Source organism: Streptomyces sp. NPDC048473 (assembly GCF_043200155.1).
Lineage (GTDB): Bacteria > Actinomycetota > Actinomycetes > Streptomycetales > Streptomycetaceae > Streptomyces.
The window spans coordinates 360281-374363 of record NZ_JBICXE010000001.1 but is presented as its reverse complement, the minus strand read 5'-3'; the positions used below and the strand labels follow the sequence as shown (position 1 = coordinate 374363).

At 69.4% G+C, this 14083-nt stretch carries 13 protein-coding genes; 12 read left to right on the top strand and 1 reads right to left on the bottom strand.

Annotated features, from left to right (window positions below; genetic code table 11):
- The first annotated feature begins 4 nt into the window (after positions 1-4).
- The 8 genes from murG (at position 5) to ACGFU7_RS01725 (ending at position 7199) form a co-directional block, all read left to right on the top strand.
- Complete coding sequence (gene murG / locus ACGFU7_RS01760; protein WP_393691246.1) at positions 5-1099, top strand: undecaprenyldiphospho-muramoylpentapeptide beta-N-acetylglucosaminyltransferase; 1095 nt, start codon at positions 5-7, stop codon at positions 1097-1099.
- 50 nt (positions 1100-1149) lie between these two features.
- Positions 1150-1944 (top strand): cell division protein FtsQ/DivIB, encoded by a 795-nt coding sequence (locus ACGFU7_RS01755; RefSeq protein ID WP_393691245.1) that lies wholly within the window; start codon positions 1150-1152, stop codon positions 1942-1944.
- Positions 1945-2221: 277 nt separating this feature from the next.
- Positions 2222-3436 (top strand): cell division protein FtsZ, encoded by a 1215-nt coding sequence (ftsZ, locus tag ACGFU7_RS01750; protein WP_393691244.1) that lies wholly within the window; start codon positions 2222-2224, stop codon positions 3434-3436.
- Positions 3433-4182 carry a peptidoglycan editing factor PgeF gene (gene pgeF / locus ACGFU7_RS01745; protein ID WP_393691243.1) on the top strand — a complete coding sequence of 250 codons (750 nt, stop codon included), beginning with the start codon at positions 3433-3435 and terminating at the stop codon, positions 4180-4182. The genes ftsZ and pgeF overlap by 4 nt, the downstream gene beginning before the upstream one ends.
- A gap of 6 nt (positions 4183-4188) precedes the next feature.
- Positions 4189-4908, top strand: a complete 720-nt coding sequence (locus ACGFU7_RS01740) for a YggS family pyridoxal phosphate-dependent enzyme (protein ID WP_393691241.1) — start codon at positions 4189-4191, stop codon at positions 4906-4908.
- Positions 4909-5034: 126 nt separating this feature from the next.
- Positions 5035-5652 carry a cell division protein SepF gene (locus ACGFU7_RS01735; protein ID WP_393691829.1) on the top strand — a complete coding sequence of 206 codons (618 nt, stop codon included), beginning with the start codon at positions 5035-5037 and terminating at the stop codon, positions 5650-5652.
- 70 nt (positions 5653-5722) lie between these two features.
- Complete coding sequence (locus ACGFU7_RS01730) at positions 5723-6007, top strand: YggT family protein (protein WP_072483208.1); 285 nt, start codon at positions 5723-5725, stop codon at positions 6005-6007.
- Positions 6008-6056: 49 nt separating this feature from the next.
- Positions 6057-7199, top strand: coding sequence for a DivIVA domain-containing protein (locus tag ACGFU7_RS01725; protein WP_393691239.1), 1143 nt, complete (start codon positions 6057-6059; stop codon positions 7197-7199).
- 277 nt (positions 7200-7476) lie between these two features.
- Here ACGFU7_RS01725 and ileS read toward each other — a convergent pair whose 3' ends face one another.
- The gene (gene ileS / locus ACGFU7_RS01720) at positions 7477-10644 is read right to left on the bottom strand and encodes an isoleucine--tRNA ligase (RefSeq protein WP_393691237.1); all 3168 of its coding nucleotides are present in this window, start codon (positions 10642-10644) and stop codon (positions 7477-7479) included.
- A 541-nt stretch (positions 10645-11185) separates the two neighbouring features.
- Between ileS and ACGFU7_RS01715 the strand changes: the two genes are divergently transcribed.
- The 4 genes from ACGFU7_RS01715 to ACGFU7_RS01700 are packed head-to-tail and all read left to right on the top strand — an operon-like array spanning position 11186 to position 14061.
- The gene (locus ACGFU7_RS01715) at positions 11186-11974 is read left to right on the top strand and encodes a TraR/DksA family transcriptional regulator (RefSeq protein WP_393691235.1); all 789 of its coding nucleotides are present in this window, start codon (positions 11186-11188) and stop codon (positions 11972-11974) included.
- Between the two features lie 58 nt (positions 11975-12032).
- Complete coding sequence (lspA, locus tag ACGFU7_RS01710; RefSeq protein WP_393691234.1) at positions 12033-12623, top strand: signal peptidase II; 591 nt, start codon at positions 12033-12035, stop codon at positions 12621-12623.
- A 23-nt stretch (positions 12624-12646) separates the two neighbouring features.
- Entirely contained in the window at positions 12647-13588 is a 942-nt protein-coding gene (locus ACGFU7_RS01705; RefSeq protein ID WP_393691232.1) for an RluA family pseudouridine synthase, read from the top strand.
- A complete protein-coding gene (locus tag ACGFU7_RS01700) occupies positions 13585-14061 on the top strand; it encodes a GNAT family N-acetyltransferase (RefSeq protein ID WP_393691230.1) in 477 nt (158 codons plus the stop codon). The genes ACGFU7_RS01705 and ACGFU7_RS01700 overlap by 4 nt, the downstream gene beginning before the upstream one ends.
- The last annotated feature ends 22 nt before the right edge of the window (positions 14062-14083 follow it).

Genomic DNA, 14083 nt, shown 5'->3' with positions numbered 1-14083 from the left:
TTCGGTGCATGTCGTACTCGCCGGTGGGGGGACCGCCGGCCACATCGAGCCCGCGCTTGCCCTCGCGGACGCCCTGCGCAGGCAGGACCCGAGCGTGGGAATCACTGCCCTGGGCACGGAGCGCGGACTCGAGACCAGGCTCGTACCCGAGCGGGGGTACGAACTCGCCCTGATCCCGGCCGTGCCGCTGCCGCGCAAGCCCACCCCGGAACTGATCACCGTCCCGGGACGGCTGCGCGGCACCATCAAGGCCGCCGAGCAGATCCTGGAGCGCACCAAGGCGGACTGCGTGGTCGGCTTCGGCGGTTATGTCGCCCTGCCCGGCTACCTCGCCGCCAAGCGGGCCGGTGTGCCGATCGTCGTCCATGAGGCCAACGCCCGGCCGGGCCTGGCCAACAAGATCGGCTCGCGGTACGCCCACGGGGTCGCCGTCTCCACCCCCGACAGCAAGCTGCGCGGTGCCCGCTACATCGGCATCCCGCTGCGCCGGACCATCGCCACCCTGGACCGGGCCCGGGTCCGCCCCGAGGCGCGTGCCGCCTTCGGTCTCGACCCCAACCTGCCGACGCTGCTGGTCTCCGGCGGCTCGCAGGGCGCACGCCACCTCAACGAGGTGGTCCAGCGGGTCGCCCCGCTGCTGCAGCGCTCCGGGATCCAGATCCTGCACGTGGTCGGCCCGAAGAACGAATTGCCGCGCGTCGACAACATGCCCGGGATGCCGCCCTACATCCCGGTACCGTACGTGGACCGGATGGATCTCGCGTACGCGGCGGCCGACATGATGCTCTGCCGCGCGGGCGCGATGACCGTCGCCGAACTCTCCGCCGTCGGGCTCCCCGCCGCCTACGTACCGCTGCCCATCGGCAACGGCGAACAGCGGCTCAACGCCCAGCCGGTGGTCAACGCCGGCGGCGGTCTGCTGGTGGACGACGCGGCGCTCACCCCCGAGTGGGTGCAGGGCAACGTCCTGCCGGTGCTCGCGGATCCGCACCGGCTGTACGAGATGTCCCGCGCCGCCGCCGAGTTCGGCCGCCGGGACGCCGATGACCTGCTCGTCGGCATGGTGTACGAGGCGATTGCCGCACGCCGCAACGCGTGAGGCGGACGGGTCCGGGGGCGGTGCCCCCGGACCCGGCATAAGGAGCGAGCGTGGCCGGACCGACGACCGCCCAGCGCGGTGCAGCACAGCAGCAGGACTCCCCGGCCCGCCCGCCGCGCCCACGCCCCGCAGGGCGCAGAAGGCCCAGCCGCAGACAGCTGATCGTGATCGGCGTGCTGGTGCTGCTGCTCGGCTCCGGCGCCGTCTGGGCGCTCTACGGCTCCTCCTGGCTCCGGACCGAACAGATCAGGACCACCGGTGTCGACGTACTGACACAGGCCGAGGTCGAGGCCGCCGCAGCGGTACCGATCGGGGCGCCGCTGGTCTCCGTGGACACCGACGCCATCGCCGACCGGTTGCGCCAGAAGCTGCCTCGTATCGACTCGGTGGATGTCGTACGGTCATGGCCGCACGGAATCGGACTTAGGGTGACCGAACGACAGCCGGTCCTGTTGGTGAAAAAGGGAGCAAAATTCATTGAAGTGGACGCGAAAGGCGTGCGCTTCGCAACGGTGGACAAATCGCCCGGGCGTGTACCTCTGTTGGAATTGACACCTGATCAGTCCGCGAGTCTGCGCCGCTTCGGCAGCGCCCGGCTGGTGCGGGAAGCGGTCCGGGTCGCGGGCGAACTTCCGGGCGGCGTCGCCAAGGACACCAAGGCCGTACGGGTCACCTCGTACGACTCGATCTCCCTGGAACTCACCCGGGGCCGCACGGTGGTCTGGGGCAGCGGTGAAGAAGGTCCGGTGAAGGCAAGAGTCCTCACCGCTCTCATGAAAGCCGCTCCCAAAGCGGGACACTTCGACGTGAGTGCACCCACCGCCCCTGCCGTGTCGGGCAGTTGACGGGCATTTGGCCTGGCCAGCACCCTGGTTGGTCAGCGCTACGGGTGATCACATAGGGTGAAAAGAAAAACGGGAGGTTCGGCGTGTTCGTTGAACGTGCGCCACTTGTCGACTTAGTGTCCTGTTCGGAAGAGTCCATGAAGCAGACACACTGGTAACCCTAAACTTCAACGTTAGGGTTTGGGTCGGCGTTTCGGACCGTCCCAATCGGCATCAGTCGTCGCGGCGGTACTACCGCAAAGCGACGACACGTAACTCGAGGCGAGAGGCCTTCGACGTGGCAGCACCGCAGAACTACCTCGCAGTCATCAAGGTCATCGGTGTCGGCGGCGGTGGTGTCAATGCCATCAACCGAATGATCGAGGTCGGTCTCAAGGGCGTCGAGTTCATCGCGATCAACACTGATGCGCAAGCCCTGTTGATGAGCGACGCCGACGTCAAGCTCGACGTCGGCCGCGAACTCACCCGTGGCCTCGGCGCCGGGGCCAACCCGGCCGTCGGTCGCAAGGCGGCAGAGGACCACCGTGAGGAGATCGAGGAGGTCCTCAAGGGGGCCGACATGGTCTTCGTCACCGCCGGAGAAGGCGGCGGCACCGGCACCGGCGGCGCACCCGTCGTCGCCAACATCGCGCGCTCGCTCGGCGCCCTGACGATCGGCGTGGTCACCCGCCCGTTCACCTTCGAGGGCCGGCGACGCGCAAACCAGGCGGAGGACGGCATCGCCGAGCTCCGCGAAGAGGTCGACACCCTCATCGTCATTCCCAACGACCGACTGCTGTCCATCTCGGACCGCCAGGTCAGCGTGCTCGACGCGTTCAAGTCGGCCGACCAGGTGCTGCTCTCGGGTGTCCAGGGCATCACCGACCTCATCACGACCCCGGGTCTGATCAACCTCGACTTCGCCGACGTCAAGTCGGTCATGTCCGAGGCCGGATCGGCGCTCATGGGCATCGGTTCCGCCCGCGGCGACGACCGCGCGGTGGCGGCCGCGGAGATGGCGATCTCCTCGCCGCTCCTGGAGGCGTCCATCGACGGCGCGCGCGGTGTCCTGCTCTCCATCTCCGGCGGCAGCGACCTCGGTCTCTTCGAGATCAACGAGGCTGCCCAGCTGGTGAGCGAGGCGGCTCACCCCGAGGCGAACATCATCTTCGGTGCGGTCATCGACGACGCACTGGGCGACGAGGTACGCGTCACCGTGATCGCAGCGGGCTTCGACGGCGGACAGCCGCCGGCCCGTCGCGAGAACGTCCTGGGCGCGAACGCCACCAAGCGCGAGGAGCCGGCCCCGTCGGTCCGGACCGCCGAGCCCGTGCGCCAGACCGGCGGACTGGGCTCCGTACCGTCGCGCGAGGAGCCCCCGGTCCAGGCCGAGCCCGTACAGGCGGCCAACGAGAGCCACCTGCCGCCGGTCGCTCCGCCGCACATCCCGCCGGCCCGTCCCTACCAGGACTCCCAGGCCGAAGAGCTGGATGTTCCGGACTTCTTGAAGTGATAGGTCCGCATCACGCAGTGCCCGCAGTGTCCTCAGGGGGGTGCGCGCACTTCGCCTTCACCGACAGGTGGGGCGGGGTGAGCGCCCCTCCGTACGAGGAGCTCAACCTCGGCGGCGCGGTCGGAGACGACCCCGCCGCCGTTCTGGCCAATCGGGAGCGCGCCGCACGGGCCCTCGGTCTGGACCCGGCGCAGGTCGTCTGGATGAACCAGGTGCACGGGCGGGATGTCGCGGTCGTCGACGGCCCGTGGGGAGACGCTTCGGAAATCCCCGCGGTGGACGCGGTGGTGACCGCACGGCGCGGACTCCCGCTCGCCGTGCTCACCGCCGACTGCACCCCCGTACTGCTCGCCGACCCGGTCGCCGGGATCGCGGCGGCAGCGCACGCGGGCCGTCCCGGGCTGGTCGCCGGAGTCGTTCCCGCCGTGGTCGAGGCGATGACCGGGCTCGGCGCCGAGCCCTCCCGGATCACCGCCCGCACCGGACCGGCGGTCTGCGGACGGTGCTACGAAGTCCCGTCCCGGATGCGCGCCGAAGTCGCCGAGAGCGTCCCGGCCTCATGGTCCGAGACCAGCTGGGGCACCCCGGCCGTGGATGTCACCGCCGGGGTCCACGCCCAGCTCGAAGCCCTCGGGGTCCAAGACCGGCACGCATCGCCGGTCTGCACCCTCGAATCGGGCGACCACTTCTCGTACCGCCGCGACCGCACCACCGGGCGGCTCGCCGGATATGTCTGGTTGGACTGATAGGGCATGACGGACCGTAAGACTCAACTCGCCGAAAATCTGGCACGGGTGGAGGAACGCATTGCTTCCGCCTGTATCGCCGCCGGTCGCAAACGGGAAGAAGTGACCCTCATCGTGGTCACCAAGACCTACCCCGCGAGCGATGTGCGGATTCTGCATGAACTCGGTGTGCGTCATGTCGCAGAGAATCGTGACCAGGACGCGGCACCCAAGGCAGCCGAATGTGCGGATTTGTCGCTCACGTGGCACTTTGTCGGTCAATTGCAGACGAACAAGGCTCGTTCTGTGGCGAGTTATGCCGATGTTGTGCAGTCGGTGGATCGGACCAAATTGGTCACGGCCCTCTCGGCGGCCGCCGTGCGTGAGGGGCGCGAACTCGGCTGTCTCATCCAGGTCGCACTCGATGCGGAGAGTGGCGAGCGGGGCGATCGGGGCGGCGTCGCGCCGGACGGGATCGAGGAGTTGGCCGCCGCGGTCGAATCCGAGCCCGGGCTGCGGCTCGGCGGTCTGATGACCGTCGCACCGCTCGCCGGACCGTACGCGGGACGGCAACGCGCCGCCTTCGACCGGCTGATGGAAATCTCATCCCGCCTGCGCGGGAACCATCCGGCTGCGAACATGGTCTCTGCAGGGATGAGCGCGGACCTCGAGGATGCGGTTGCGGCCGGAGCGACACATGTGCGCGTCGGTACGGCGGTACTCGGAGTCCGACCGAGGCTCGGGTAACGTCGCCAAGCAGGTCGGACCACAGCAGAAAATATGGTCATTCCCGCCTTTGGCGGGCAGGCCTCAGTGGATCGCGGGGCACTTGGTGACAGATGCCGATCCACCACAGAGCGGAGGACTCAGAGCATGGCCGGCGCGATGCGCAAGATGGCGGTCTACCTCGGCCTCGTGGAGGACGATGGGTACGACGGTCCGGGGTTCGACCCCGACGACGAATTCGAACCCGAGCCGGAGCCTGAGCGGGACCGGCGGCGGCACCAGCCCGCGCATCAGGTGGAGCGGGACCGGGAACGGGACGAACCGGTACGAGTGGTACAGCCTCCCGCGCAGCGGGAGCCGGTTCAGATCCCGGTGGAAAGGGAACGACCCGCCCGAATCGCCCCCGTGGCATCCATCACACCTGAACGCCCGAACATGGAGAAGAACGCACCGGTGATCATGCCCAAGGTTGTGTCCGAGCGGGAGCCCTACCGCATCACCACGCTGCACCCCAGGACCTACAACGAGGCCCGTACCATCGGGGAACACTTCCGTGAGGGCACTCCGGTGATCATGAATCTCACGGAGATGGACGATACGGACGCAAAGCGACTTGTCGACTTTGCCGCAGGACTCGTCTTCGGTCTCCATGGCAGCATTGAGCGTGTGACGCAGAAGGTGTTCCTGTTGTCGCCTGCTAACGTCGATGTCACGGCGGAGGACAAGGCCCGCATTGCTGAGGGCGGATTCTTCAACCAGAGCTGAGAACACGACACCGGGAACAACCCGGCCGTAGGGCCGGAGCTACAAGAGCCAGGGGAGAGGGAAGCGCGAAATGGGCGTCGCATTGCAGGTTGTCTATATCGCGCTGATGTGTTTCCTCATCGTGCTGATCTTCCGGCTGGTCATGGACTACGTCTTCCAGTTCGCACGTTCATGGCAGCCCGGCAAGCCGATGGTGGTCATACTTGAGGCCACCTACACTGTCACGGATCCACCGCTCAAGCTTCTGCGGCGGTTCATCCCGCCGCTGCGTCTCGGGGGCGTGGCACTCGACCTGTCCTTCTTCGTTCTGATGATCATCGTCTACATCCTGATCAGCATCGTGATCAGGTTGTGAGCGATACGGTCTTGCCGACTGCCGACGACTACGTAGAGGTGAAGAAGAGATGCCGCTGACCCCCGAGGACGTGCGGAACAAGCAGTTCACGACGGTCCGCCTCCGAGAAGGCTATGACGAGGACGAGGTCGATGCCTTCCTCGACGAGGTCGAGTCCGAGCTGACCCGCCTGCTCCGTGAGAACGAGGACCTGCGCGCCAAGCTGGCCGCCGCCACGCGTGCCGCCGCGCAGAACCAGCAGCAGCAGGGGATGCGCAAGCCGGAGCCGCAGGACCGGCCCGGGGCACCTGTGCCCGCCGCCATATCGGGTCCGCCGGTCCAGCAGCAGCCCCCGCAGATGGGTCCGCCCCAGCTGCCCGGTGGTGCTCCGCAGCTGCCCGCCGGTCCCAGCGGTCACGGTCCTGGTCCCCAGGGCCCGCACGGCCCCGGCCCGCAGGGCCCGCACGGCCCCGGTCCGATGCAGGGCGGTCCCATGGGTGGCCCGATGGGTGGCCCCATGGGTCACGCCCCGCAGCAGCAGATGCAGCAGATGCAGCAGCCGCCGCAGATGCAGCAGCCCGGTCAGGGCCCCGGTGGCGACAGCGCCGCCCGTGTCCTCTCGCTCGCACAGCAGACCGCCGACCAGGCGATCGCGGAGGCCCGTTCCGAGGCCAACAAGATCGTCGGCGAGGCGCGCAGCCGTGCCGAGGGCCTGGAGCGGGATGCGCGTGCCAAGGCGGACGCGCTGGAGCGGGACGCGCAGGAGAAGCACCGCGTGGCGATGGGCTCGCTGGAGTCGGCCCGCGCGACGCTTGAGCGCAAGGTCGAGGACCTGCGTGGCTTCGAGCGCGAGTACCGGACCCGGCTGAAGTCCTACCTGGAGAGCCAGCTGCGTCAGCTGGAGACCCAGGCCGACGACTCGCTGGCCCCGCCGCGCACCCCGGCGACCGCTTCGCTGCCGCCGTCGCCCTCGCTGGCTCCGGCCGGTGCGGGTGCCATGGGTCACACCATGGGCGGCAACCACGGCGGTCACGGCAACCAGCAGATGGGCGGCAACCCGTCCATGAGCGGTGGGCCGTCGTACGGTGGCCAGCAGCAGATGTCGCCGGCGATGACCCAGCCGATGGCGCCGGTGCGGCCGCAGGCGCCGCAGCCGATGCAGCAGGCTCCTTCGCCGATGCGTGGGTTCCTGATCGACGAGGACGACAACTGAGCCGGGTGCGCGCGATGAGCGCGTAGCCGTCGGCAGGCTGAGGGCCGGGCCCCGGGGTTTTCCCCGGGGCCCGGCCCTTTTGTCGTGGGCGGTGGGCGTGGGGCGATGGGGGTGGGTGGGTGCGCCTGCGGCGGGCGCACCCCTGCCCGCCCCTTCCCGAACCGGGGGCTCTGCCCCCCCCAGACCCCTGCTCCTCAGCCGCCGGAGGGGCTTGGTTGTGCCGGAGGCCCGCCCGGAGCACTTGTTCCGGGCGGGCCTCCGATGGGCGGGGTGGGCGTTACTGCTCCGTCTTGCGGAGGCGGAACGTCAGGGACAGGCCCTCGTCCTCGAACGGGGTGCCGTATGCCGCGTCCGCCTCGCCCTGTGCGTAGTCCAGCGCCAGGACCTCGTCCGCGATCAGGGCCGCGTGCTCGGTCAGGGCCTCCACCGTGGCGGGGGAGACAGACGTCCAGCGGACGGCGATGCGGTCCGCGACGTCCAGGCCGCTGTTCTTGCGGGCCTCCTGGATGAGCCGGATCGCGTCACGGGCGAGGCCCGCGCGCCGCAGTTCCGGGGTGATCTCCAGGTCCAGGGCGACCGTCGCGCCCGAGTCGGACGCCACCGACCAGCCCTCGCGCGGTGTCTCGGTGATGATCACCTCGTCGGGGGAGAGGGCGACCGTCTCGCCGTCCACCTCGACCGACGCCGTGCCCTCGCGCAGGGCCAGCGAGAGGGCCGCCGCGTCGGCGCTCGCGACGGCCTTCGCGACCGCCTGGACGCCCTTGCCGAACCGCTTGCCCAGCGCCCGGAAGTTCGCCTTCGCCGTCGTGTCGACCAGCGAGCCGCCGCCCGCTGGGCCGGCGGAGGAATCAGTGAGGGAGGCCAGCGAGGAGACGTTCAGCTCCTCCGTGATCTGGGCGTGCAGCTCGGGGGAGAGGGACTCGAAGCCCGCCGCCGCCACCAGGGCCCGGGACAGCGGCTGACGGGTCTTGACGCCCGACTCCGCGCGCGTGGCCCGGCCCAGCTCGACCAGGCGGCGCACCAGCGCCATCTGGGTGGAGAGCGTCGGGTCGATGACCGCGAGGTCCGCCTTCGGCCAGGCGGACAGGTGGACCGACTCGGGGGCGTCCGGGGCGACCGGAGCCACCAGGTCCTGCCAGACCCGCTCGGTGATGAACGGGGTGAGCGGCGCCATCAGCCGGGTCACCGTCTCGATGACCTCGTGCAGGGTGCGCAGCGCCGCCTTGTCGCCCTGCCAGAAGCGGCGGCGCGAGCGGCGTACGTACCAGTTGGACAGATCGTCGACGAACGCGGACAGAAGCTTGCCGGCGCGCTGGGTGTCGTAACCCTCCAGAGCCTGCGTGACCTGGTCCACCAGTGCGTTCAGCTCGCTCAGCAGCCAGCGGTCCAGGACCGTGCGGTCCGCCGGGGCCGGGTCGGCCGCGGACGGCGCCCAGCCGGACGTACGGGCGTACAGGGCCTGGAAGGCGACCGTGTTCCAGTACGTCAGGAGGGTCTTGCGGACGACTTCCTGGATCGTGTTGTGGCCGACGCGGCGCGCCGCCCACGGGGAGCCGCCCGCCGCCATGAACCAGCGCACCGCGTCCGCGCCGTGCTGGTCCATGAGGGGGATCGGCTGAAGGATGTTCCCGAGGTGCTTGGACATCTTGCGGCCGTCCTCGGCGAGGATGTGGCCCAGGCAGACCACGTTCTCGTAGGACGACTTGTCGAAGACCAGCGTGCCGACCGCCATCAGCGTGTAGAACCAGCCGCGGGTCTGGTCGATGGCCTCCGAGATGAACTGCGCCGGGTAGCGGCTCTCGAAGAGCTCCTTGTTCTTGTACGGGTAGCCCCACTGCGCGAACGGCATCGAGCCCGAGTCGTACCAGGCGTCGATGACCTCCGGGACGCGGTACGCCTCCAGCTGGCAGTTCTCGTGCGAGCAGGTGAACGTGATCTCGTCGATGAACGGACGGTGCGGGTCCAGCCCGGTGAGGTCGGTGCCGGTGAGTTCGCTGAGCTCGGCGCGCGAGCCGACGCAGGTGAGGTGGCTGTCCTCGCAGCGCCAGATGGGCAGCGGGGTGCCCCAGTAGCGGTTACGGGACAGTGCCCAGTCGACGTTGTTGTTCAGCCAGTCACCGAAGCGGCCGTTCTTGACCGAGTCGGGGAACCAGTTGGTGTTCTCGTTCTCTTCGAGCAGCCGGTCCTTGATGGCGGTCGTACGGATGTACCAGGACGGCTGCGCGTAGTAGAGCAGCGCGGTGTGGCAGCGCCAGCAGTGCGGGTAGCTGTGCTCGTACGGGACGTGCCGGAAGAGCTTGCCGCGGGCGGCCAGGTCCTCGGTGAGCGCCTCGTCGGCCTTCTTGAAGAAGACGCCGCCGACCAGCGGCAGGTTCTCCTCGAAGGTGCCGTCGGGGCGGACCGGGTTCACGACCGGGAGGTCGTAGGCGCGGCAGACGACGAGGTCGTCGGCGCCGAAGGCGGGGGACTGGTGGACCAGACCCGTACCGTCCTCGGTCGTCACGTACTCGGCGTTGACCACGTAATGGGCTTCCGCCGGGAAGTCGACCAGGGTGAACGGGCGCTCGTACGTCCAGCGCTCCATCTCGCGGCCGGTGAAGGTCTGGCCGGTGGTCTCCCAGCCCTCGCCCAGCGCCTTCTCGACGAGGGGCTGCGCAACGACGAGCTTCTCCTCGCCGTTGGTCGCGACGACGTAGGTGACGTCGGGGTGCGCGGCGACGGCGGTGTTGGAGACCAGGGTCCAGGGGGTGGTCGTCCAGACGAGGAGCGAGGCATCGCCGGCCAGCGGGCCGGAGGTGAGGGGGAAGCGTACGAAGACCGACGGGTCGACCACCGTCTCGTAACCCTGTGCCAGCTCGTGGTCCGAGAGGCCGGTACCGCAGCGGGGGCACCAGGGGGCGACACGGTGGTCCTGGACCAACAGGCCCTTGTTGAAGATCTCCTTCAGCGACCACCACACCGACTCGACGTACTCGGGGTCCATCGTGCGGTACGCGTCGTCGAGGTCGACCCAGTAACCCATCCGGGTCGTGAGCTCGGTGAACGCGTCGGTGTGGCGGGTCACGGACTCGCGGCACTTGGCGTTGAACTCGGCGATGCCGTACGCCTCGATGTCCTTCTTGCCGTTGAAGCCCAGCTCCTTCTCGACCGCGAGCTCGACCGGCAGTCCGTGGCAGTCCCAGCCGGCCTTGCGGCCGACGTGATAGCCCTGCATGGTGCGGAAGCGGGGGAAGACGTCCTTGAAGACGCGGGCCTCGATGTGGTGGGCGCCGGGCATGCCGTTGGCGGTGGGCGGGCCCTCGTAGAAGACCCACTCGGGGCGGCCCTCGGACTGTTCGAGGCTCTTGGCGAAGACCTTGCTCTCGCGCCAGAAATCGAGCACGGCGTGCTCCAGCGCGGGCAGGTCGACCTGGGCGGGTACCTGGCGGTACTGCGGCGATGTCATGGGCGGACTTCCTCCGGCGGACGTTTTCCACTTCCGTCGGAGGGACGAGAGCCTCATCGACTCCCGCGGTACCACCCTCCTTGGCCCCGGGTGTGTACCCGTGACCCCCTCATTGGGGTCGCGATGCCGGCTCTACTCGCCTTGCGGCTTTCTTCCGACGGCTCCGGGTGATCTTCACGACGCGCTCGCCCCCGGGCTCCCACCGTCCCCGGGTCGCTCCTGGCTGCGTACGACGCTACTCGTCCCATCCACGCCTCTCGCTGAGGCCAGTGTACGGGCCCGTACGGGCGACGGCCGACCGGTTTAACCCGTGAGGCGGGGCGTGACCCGAATGGGCAGACGCGGACGTACGGAGTCCGGTCGGGGGGCCGGGAGGCGGATTACCCGGCGGGGAGCTGGGCACAACGGATTCAGGCGCGTCGGTATCCGGACACGGGGAGGGGCGATTCGGCGGCGTGCCCCGTTGCCGCGGGGCTGGGGTCGATTTATCGTCCCAGCACGATTCGCGTGCAAGATCACAATATGTGAAGGGGCCGCGGCCATGGTGGCGAAGAAGACCGCCGCAAAGAAGTCGGCGTCAGCGAGATCCACGGGCGCGGCGGCCGGGAAGGCGAGCGGAGAGGCGGGTAGGGAGCCCATCCCCGAGGCCGGCCCGACGGCGGCTGCGAAGAAGGCCGCGGCGAAGAAAACCGCGGCCCGGAAGCGGGCGGCGCCCGCCGAGCACGCGGCGCCGGCCAAGAAGGCACCTGCGAAGAAGAGCGCGGCCAAGAAGGCTTCGAAGAAGGCCGCCGCAGCGGCCACGGTGGCGGCCGAGGCCGCCGAGCAGACGGGAGCCCACACGGTGGTAGCCAAGAAGAGCGCGGCCCGGACCCGCATGGCCGGCAAGGGTGCGGCGCCCGTGCCCCCGGCCGGTGGAGTCGTCACGACAGCCCCTGGCGAGCTGGCGGTCCGGCCGGGTGAGGACCCCTGGACGCCGGAAGAGGTCGAAGAGGCACGGGCCGTGCTGAGCAGCGAGATCCTGCGGCTGCGCAGCGAGCTGGAGGCCGCGGGTGCCGCACTCGCCGGGCTGATGCGTGACTCCGGTGACGGGGCGGGTGACGACGAGGCGGACACCGGCACCAAGAACATCACTCGCGAGCACGAGATGTCGCTCGCCGCCAACGCCCAGGAGATGCTGGAGCAGACCGAGCGGGCCCTGGCCCGGCTCGACGCCGGGACGTACGGGCTGTGTGAAATCTGCGGCAATCCGATCGGCAAGGCGCGGATGCAGGCGTTCCCCCGCGCCACGCTCTGCGTCGAGGACAAACAGAAGCAGGAGCGCCGCGGTTGATCCGTGGCCGTGTGTCGTACCCTCGTCCTCAGTCAGGAACCTAGGTTGAGGGACTCACGTGGCAGAGGCGGAGCGCATCATCGGTACGCCGGACATCCCCGATGCTGAGGGGACCGAAGGGGACGAGGCCGAGAGCCGGGTCGAGGAGACGGCCCCGAGCAGGGGCAAGCGGAAGATCATGGTGCTCTTCGCCGTGGCCGTCTTCGCCTATCTGCTCGATCTGATCAGCAAGATGATCGTGGTCGAGAAGCTGGAGCATCACCCGCCGGTCGAGATCTTCGGCGACTGGCTGAAGCTCGACGCGATCCGCAACGCGGGCGCCGCGTTCGGCTTCGGCGAGGCCTTCACGATCATCTTCACCTTCATCGCGGCGACCGTCATCGTCGTGATCGCCCGCCTTGCCCGCAAGCTCTACAGCCTGCCGTGGGCCATCGCGCTCGGCCTGCTGCTCGGCGGTGCGCTCGGCAACCTCACCGACCGCATCTTCCGCGCTCCCGGCACCTTCCAGGGCGCGGTGGTGGACTTCATCGCCCCCGCACACTTCGCCGTCTTCAACCTCGCCGACTCCGCGATCGTCTGCGGCGGCATCCTGATCGTGATCCTTTCCTTCAAGGGCCTGGACCCCGACGGCACCGTGCACAAGGACTAGCAGGGGCAAGGCATACTCGACAGGTGAGTACGTATCCCGAGGTCCGCACCCTGCCCGTACCCGACGGTCTGGAAGGCGAGCGTGTCGACGCCGCCATTTCCCGGATGTTCGGTTTCTCCCGCACCAAGGCCGCCGAGCTGGCCGCTGCCGGGAAGGTGCAGGTGGACGGCGCGGTGGTCGGGAAGTCCGAGCGGGTACGGGGCGGCGCCTGGCTGGAAGTGGAGATGCCGCAGGCACCCGCTCCGGTGCAGATCGTCGCCGAGCCCGTCGAGGGCATGGAGATCGTGCACGACGACGACGACATCGTCGTGATCGTGAAGCCGGTCGGGGTCGCCGCCCACCCGAGCCCCGGCTGGACCGGCACGACCGTCATCGGCGGTCTCGCCGCGGCCGGGTACCGGATCTCGACGTCCGGTGCCGCCGAGCGCCAGGGCATCGTCCACCGTCTCGACGTCGGCACCTCCGGCCTGATGGTCGTCGCCAAGTCCGAGCGGGCCTACACCCTGCTGAAGGCGCAGTTCCGCGACCGGGTCGTCGAGAAGAAGTACCACGCGCTGGTGCAGGGCCACCCGGACCCGATGAGCGGCACCATCGACGCTCCCATCGGCCGCCACCCCAACCACGACTACAAGTGGGCCGTCACGGCCGAGGGCAAGCCTTCCGTGACGCACTACGACCTCATCGAGGCCTACCGCTCCGCCAGCCTCCTGGACATCAAGCTGGAGACGGGCCGTACGCACCAGATCCGGGTGCACATGTCGGCCCACCGCCACCCCTGCGTCGGTGACCTCACCTACGGCGCAGACCCGACGATGGCCAAGCGCCTCGGCCTGACGAGGCAGTGGCTGCACGCCGTCCGGCTCGGCTTCGAGCACCCGTCCGACGGCAGCTGGGTGGAGTTCTCCAGCAACTACCCGGACGACCTCCAGCAGGCCCTGGACAGGATCGCGGCGGAGAGCGAATGACCGGCATGCCTGCCCCGTACACCACCCGTACCGTCGTCGGCGAGCAGGACCGCGCCGCCTGTTTCCAGGTCCGCAAGGACGTCTTCGTCGGCGAGCAGAACGTGCCCGAGGAGATCGAGTACGACGCCTACGACGCTGACGCGGTGCATGTGATCGCCGTCTCGGCGGACGGCTCCGCGCTCGGCACCGGGCGGCTGCTGCACGGCCCGGCCGCCGTCACCAAGACCGGCGGCGACCTCACGGTCGGCTCGCTCGGCCGGCTGGCGGTGACCAGGACGGCGCGCGGTCTCGGCGTCGGCGTGGCGCTGGTCCGGGCCATCGAGGACGCGGCCCGTGGGCTCGGTCTGGCCGCCGTCGATCTGCACGCCCAGACCCATGCACTCGGCTTCTACGAGCGGCTCGGGTATGTGGCGTACGGTCCCGAATTCCCGGACGCCGGGATCGCCCACCGAGCGATGCGCCGCGCCCTGTAGTACGAGTGGCGGGTGCCGCCCC

Bases quoted from the DNA above. Each gene is read 5' to 3' on its own strand.
- ileS (WP_393691237.1), bottom strand. From the start codon at position 10,644: ATGACATCGCCGCAGTACCGCCAGGTACCCGCCCAGGTCGACCTGCCC.
- ACGFU7_RS01700 (WP_393691230.1), top strand. From the start codon at position 13,585: ATGACCGGCATGCCTGCCCCGTACACCACCCGTACCGTCGTCGGCGAG.
- ACGFU7_RS01735 (WP_393691829.1), top strand. From the start codon at position 5,035: ATGGCCGGCGCGATGCGCAAGATGGCGGTCTACCTCGGCCTCGTGGAG.
- ACGFU7_RS01725 (WP_393691239.1), top strand. From the start codon at position 6,057: ATGCCGCTGACCCCCGAGGACGTGCGGAACAAGCAGTTCACGACGGTC.
- ACGFU7_RS01740 (WP_393691241.1), top strand. From the start codon at position 4,189: ATGACGGACCGTAAGACTCAACTCGCCGAAAATCTGGCACGGGTGGAG.
- ACGFU7_RS01715 (WP_393691235.1), top strand. From the start codon at position 11,186: ATGGTGGCGAAGAAGACCGCCGCAAAGAAGTCGGCGTCAGCGAGATCC.
- ACGFU7_RS01730 (WP_072483208.1), top strand. From the start codon at position 5,723: ATGGGCGTCGCATTGCAGGTTGTCTATATCGCGCTGATGTGTTTCCTC.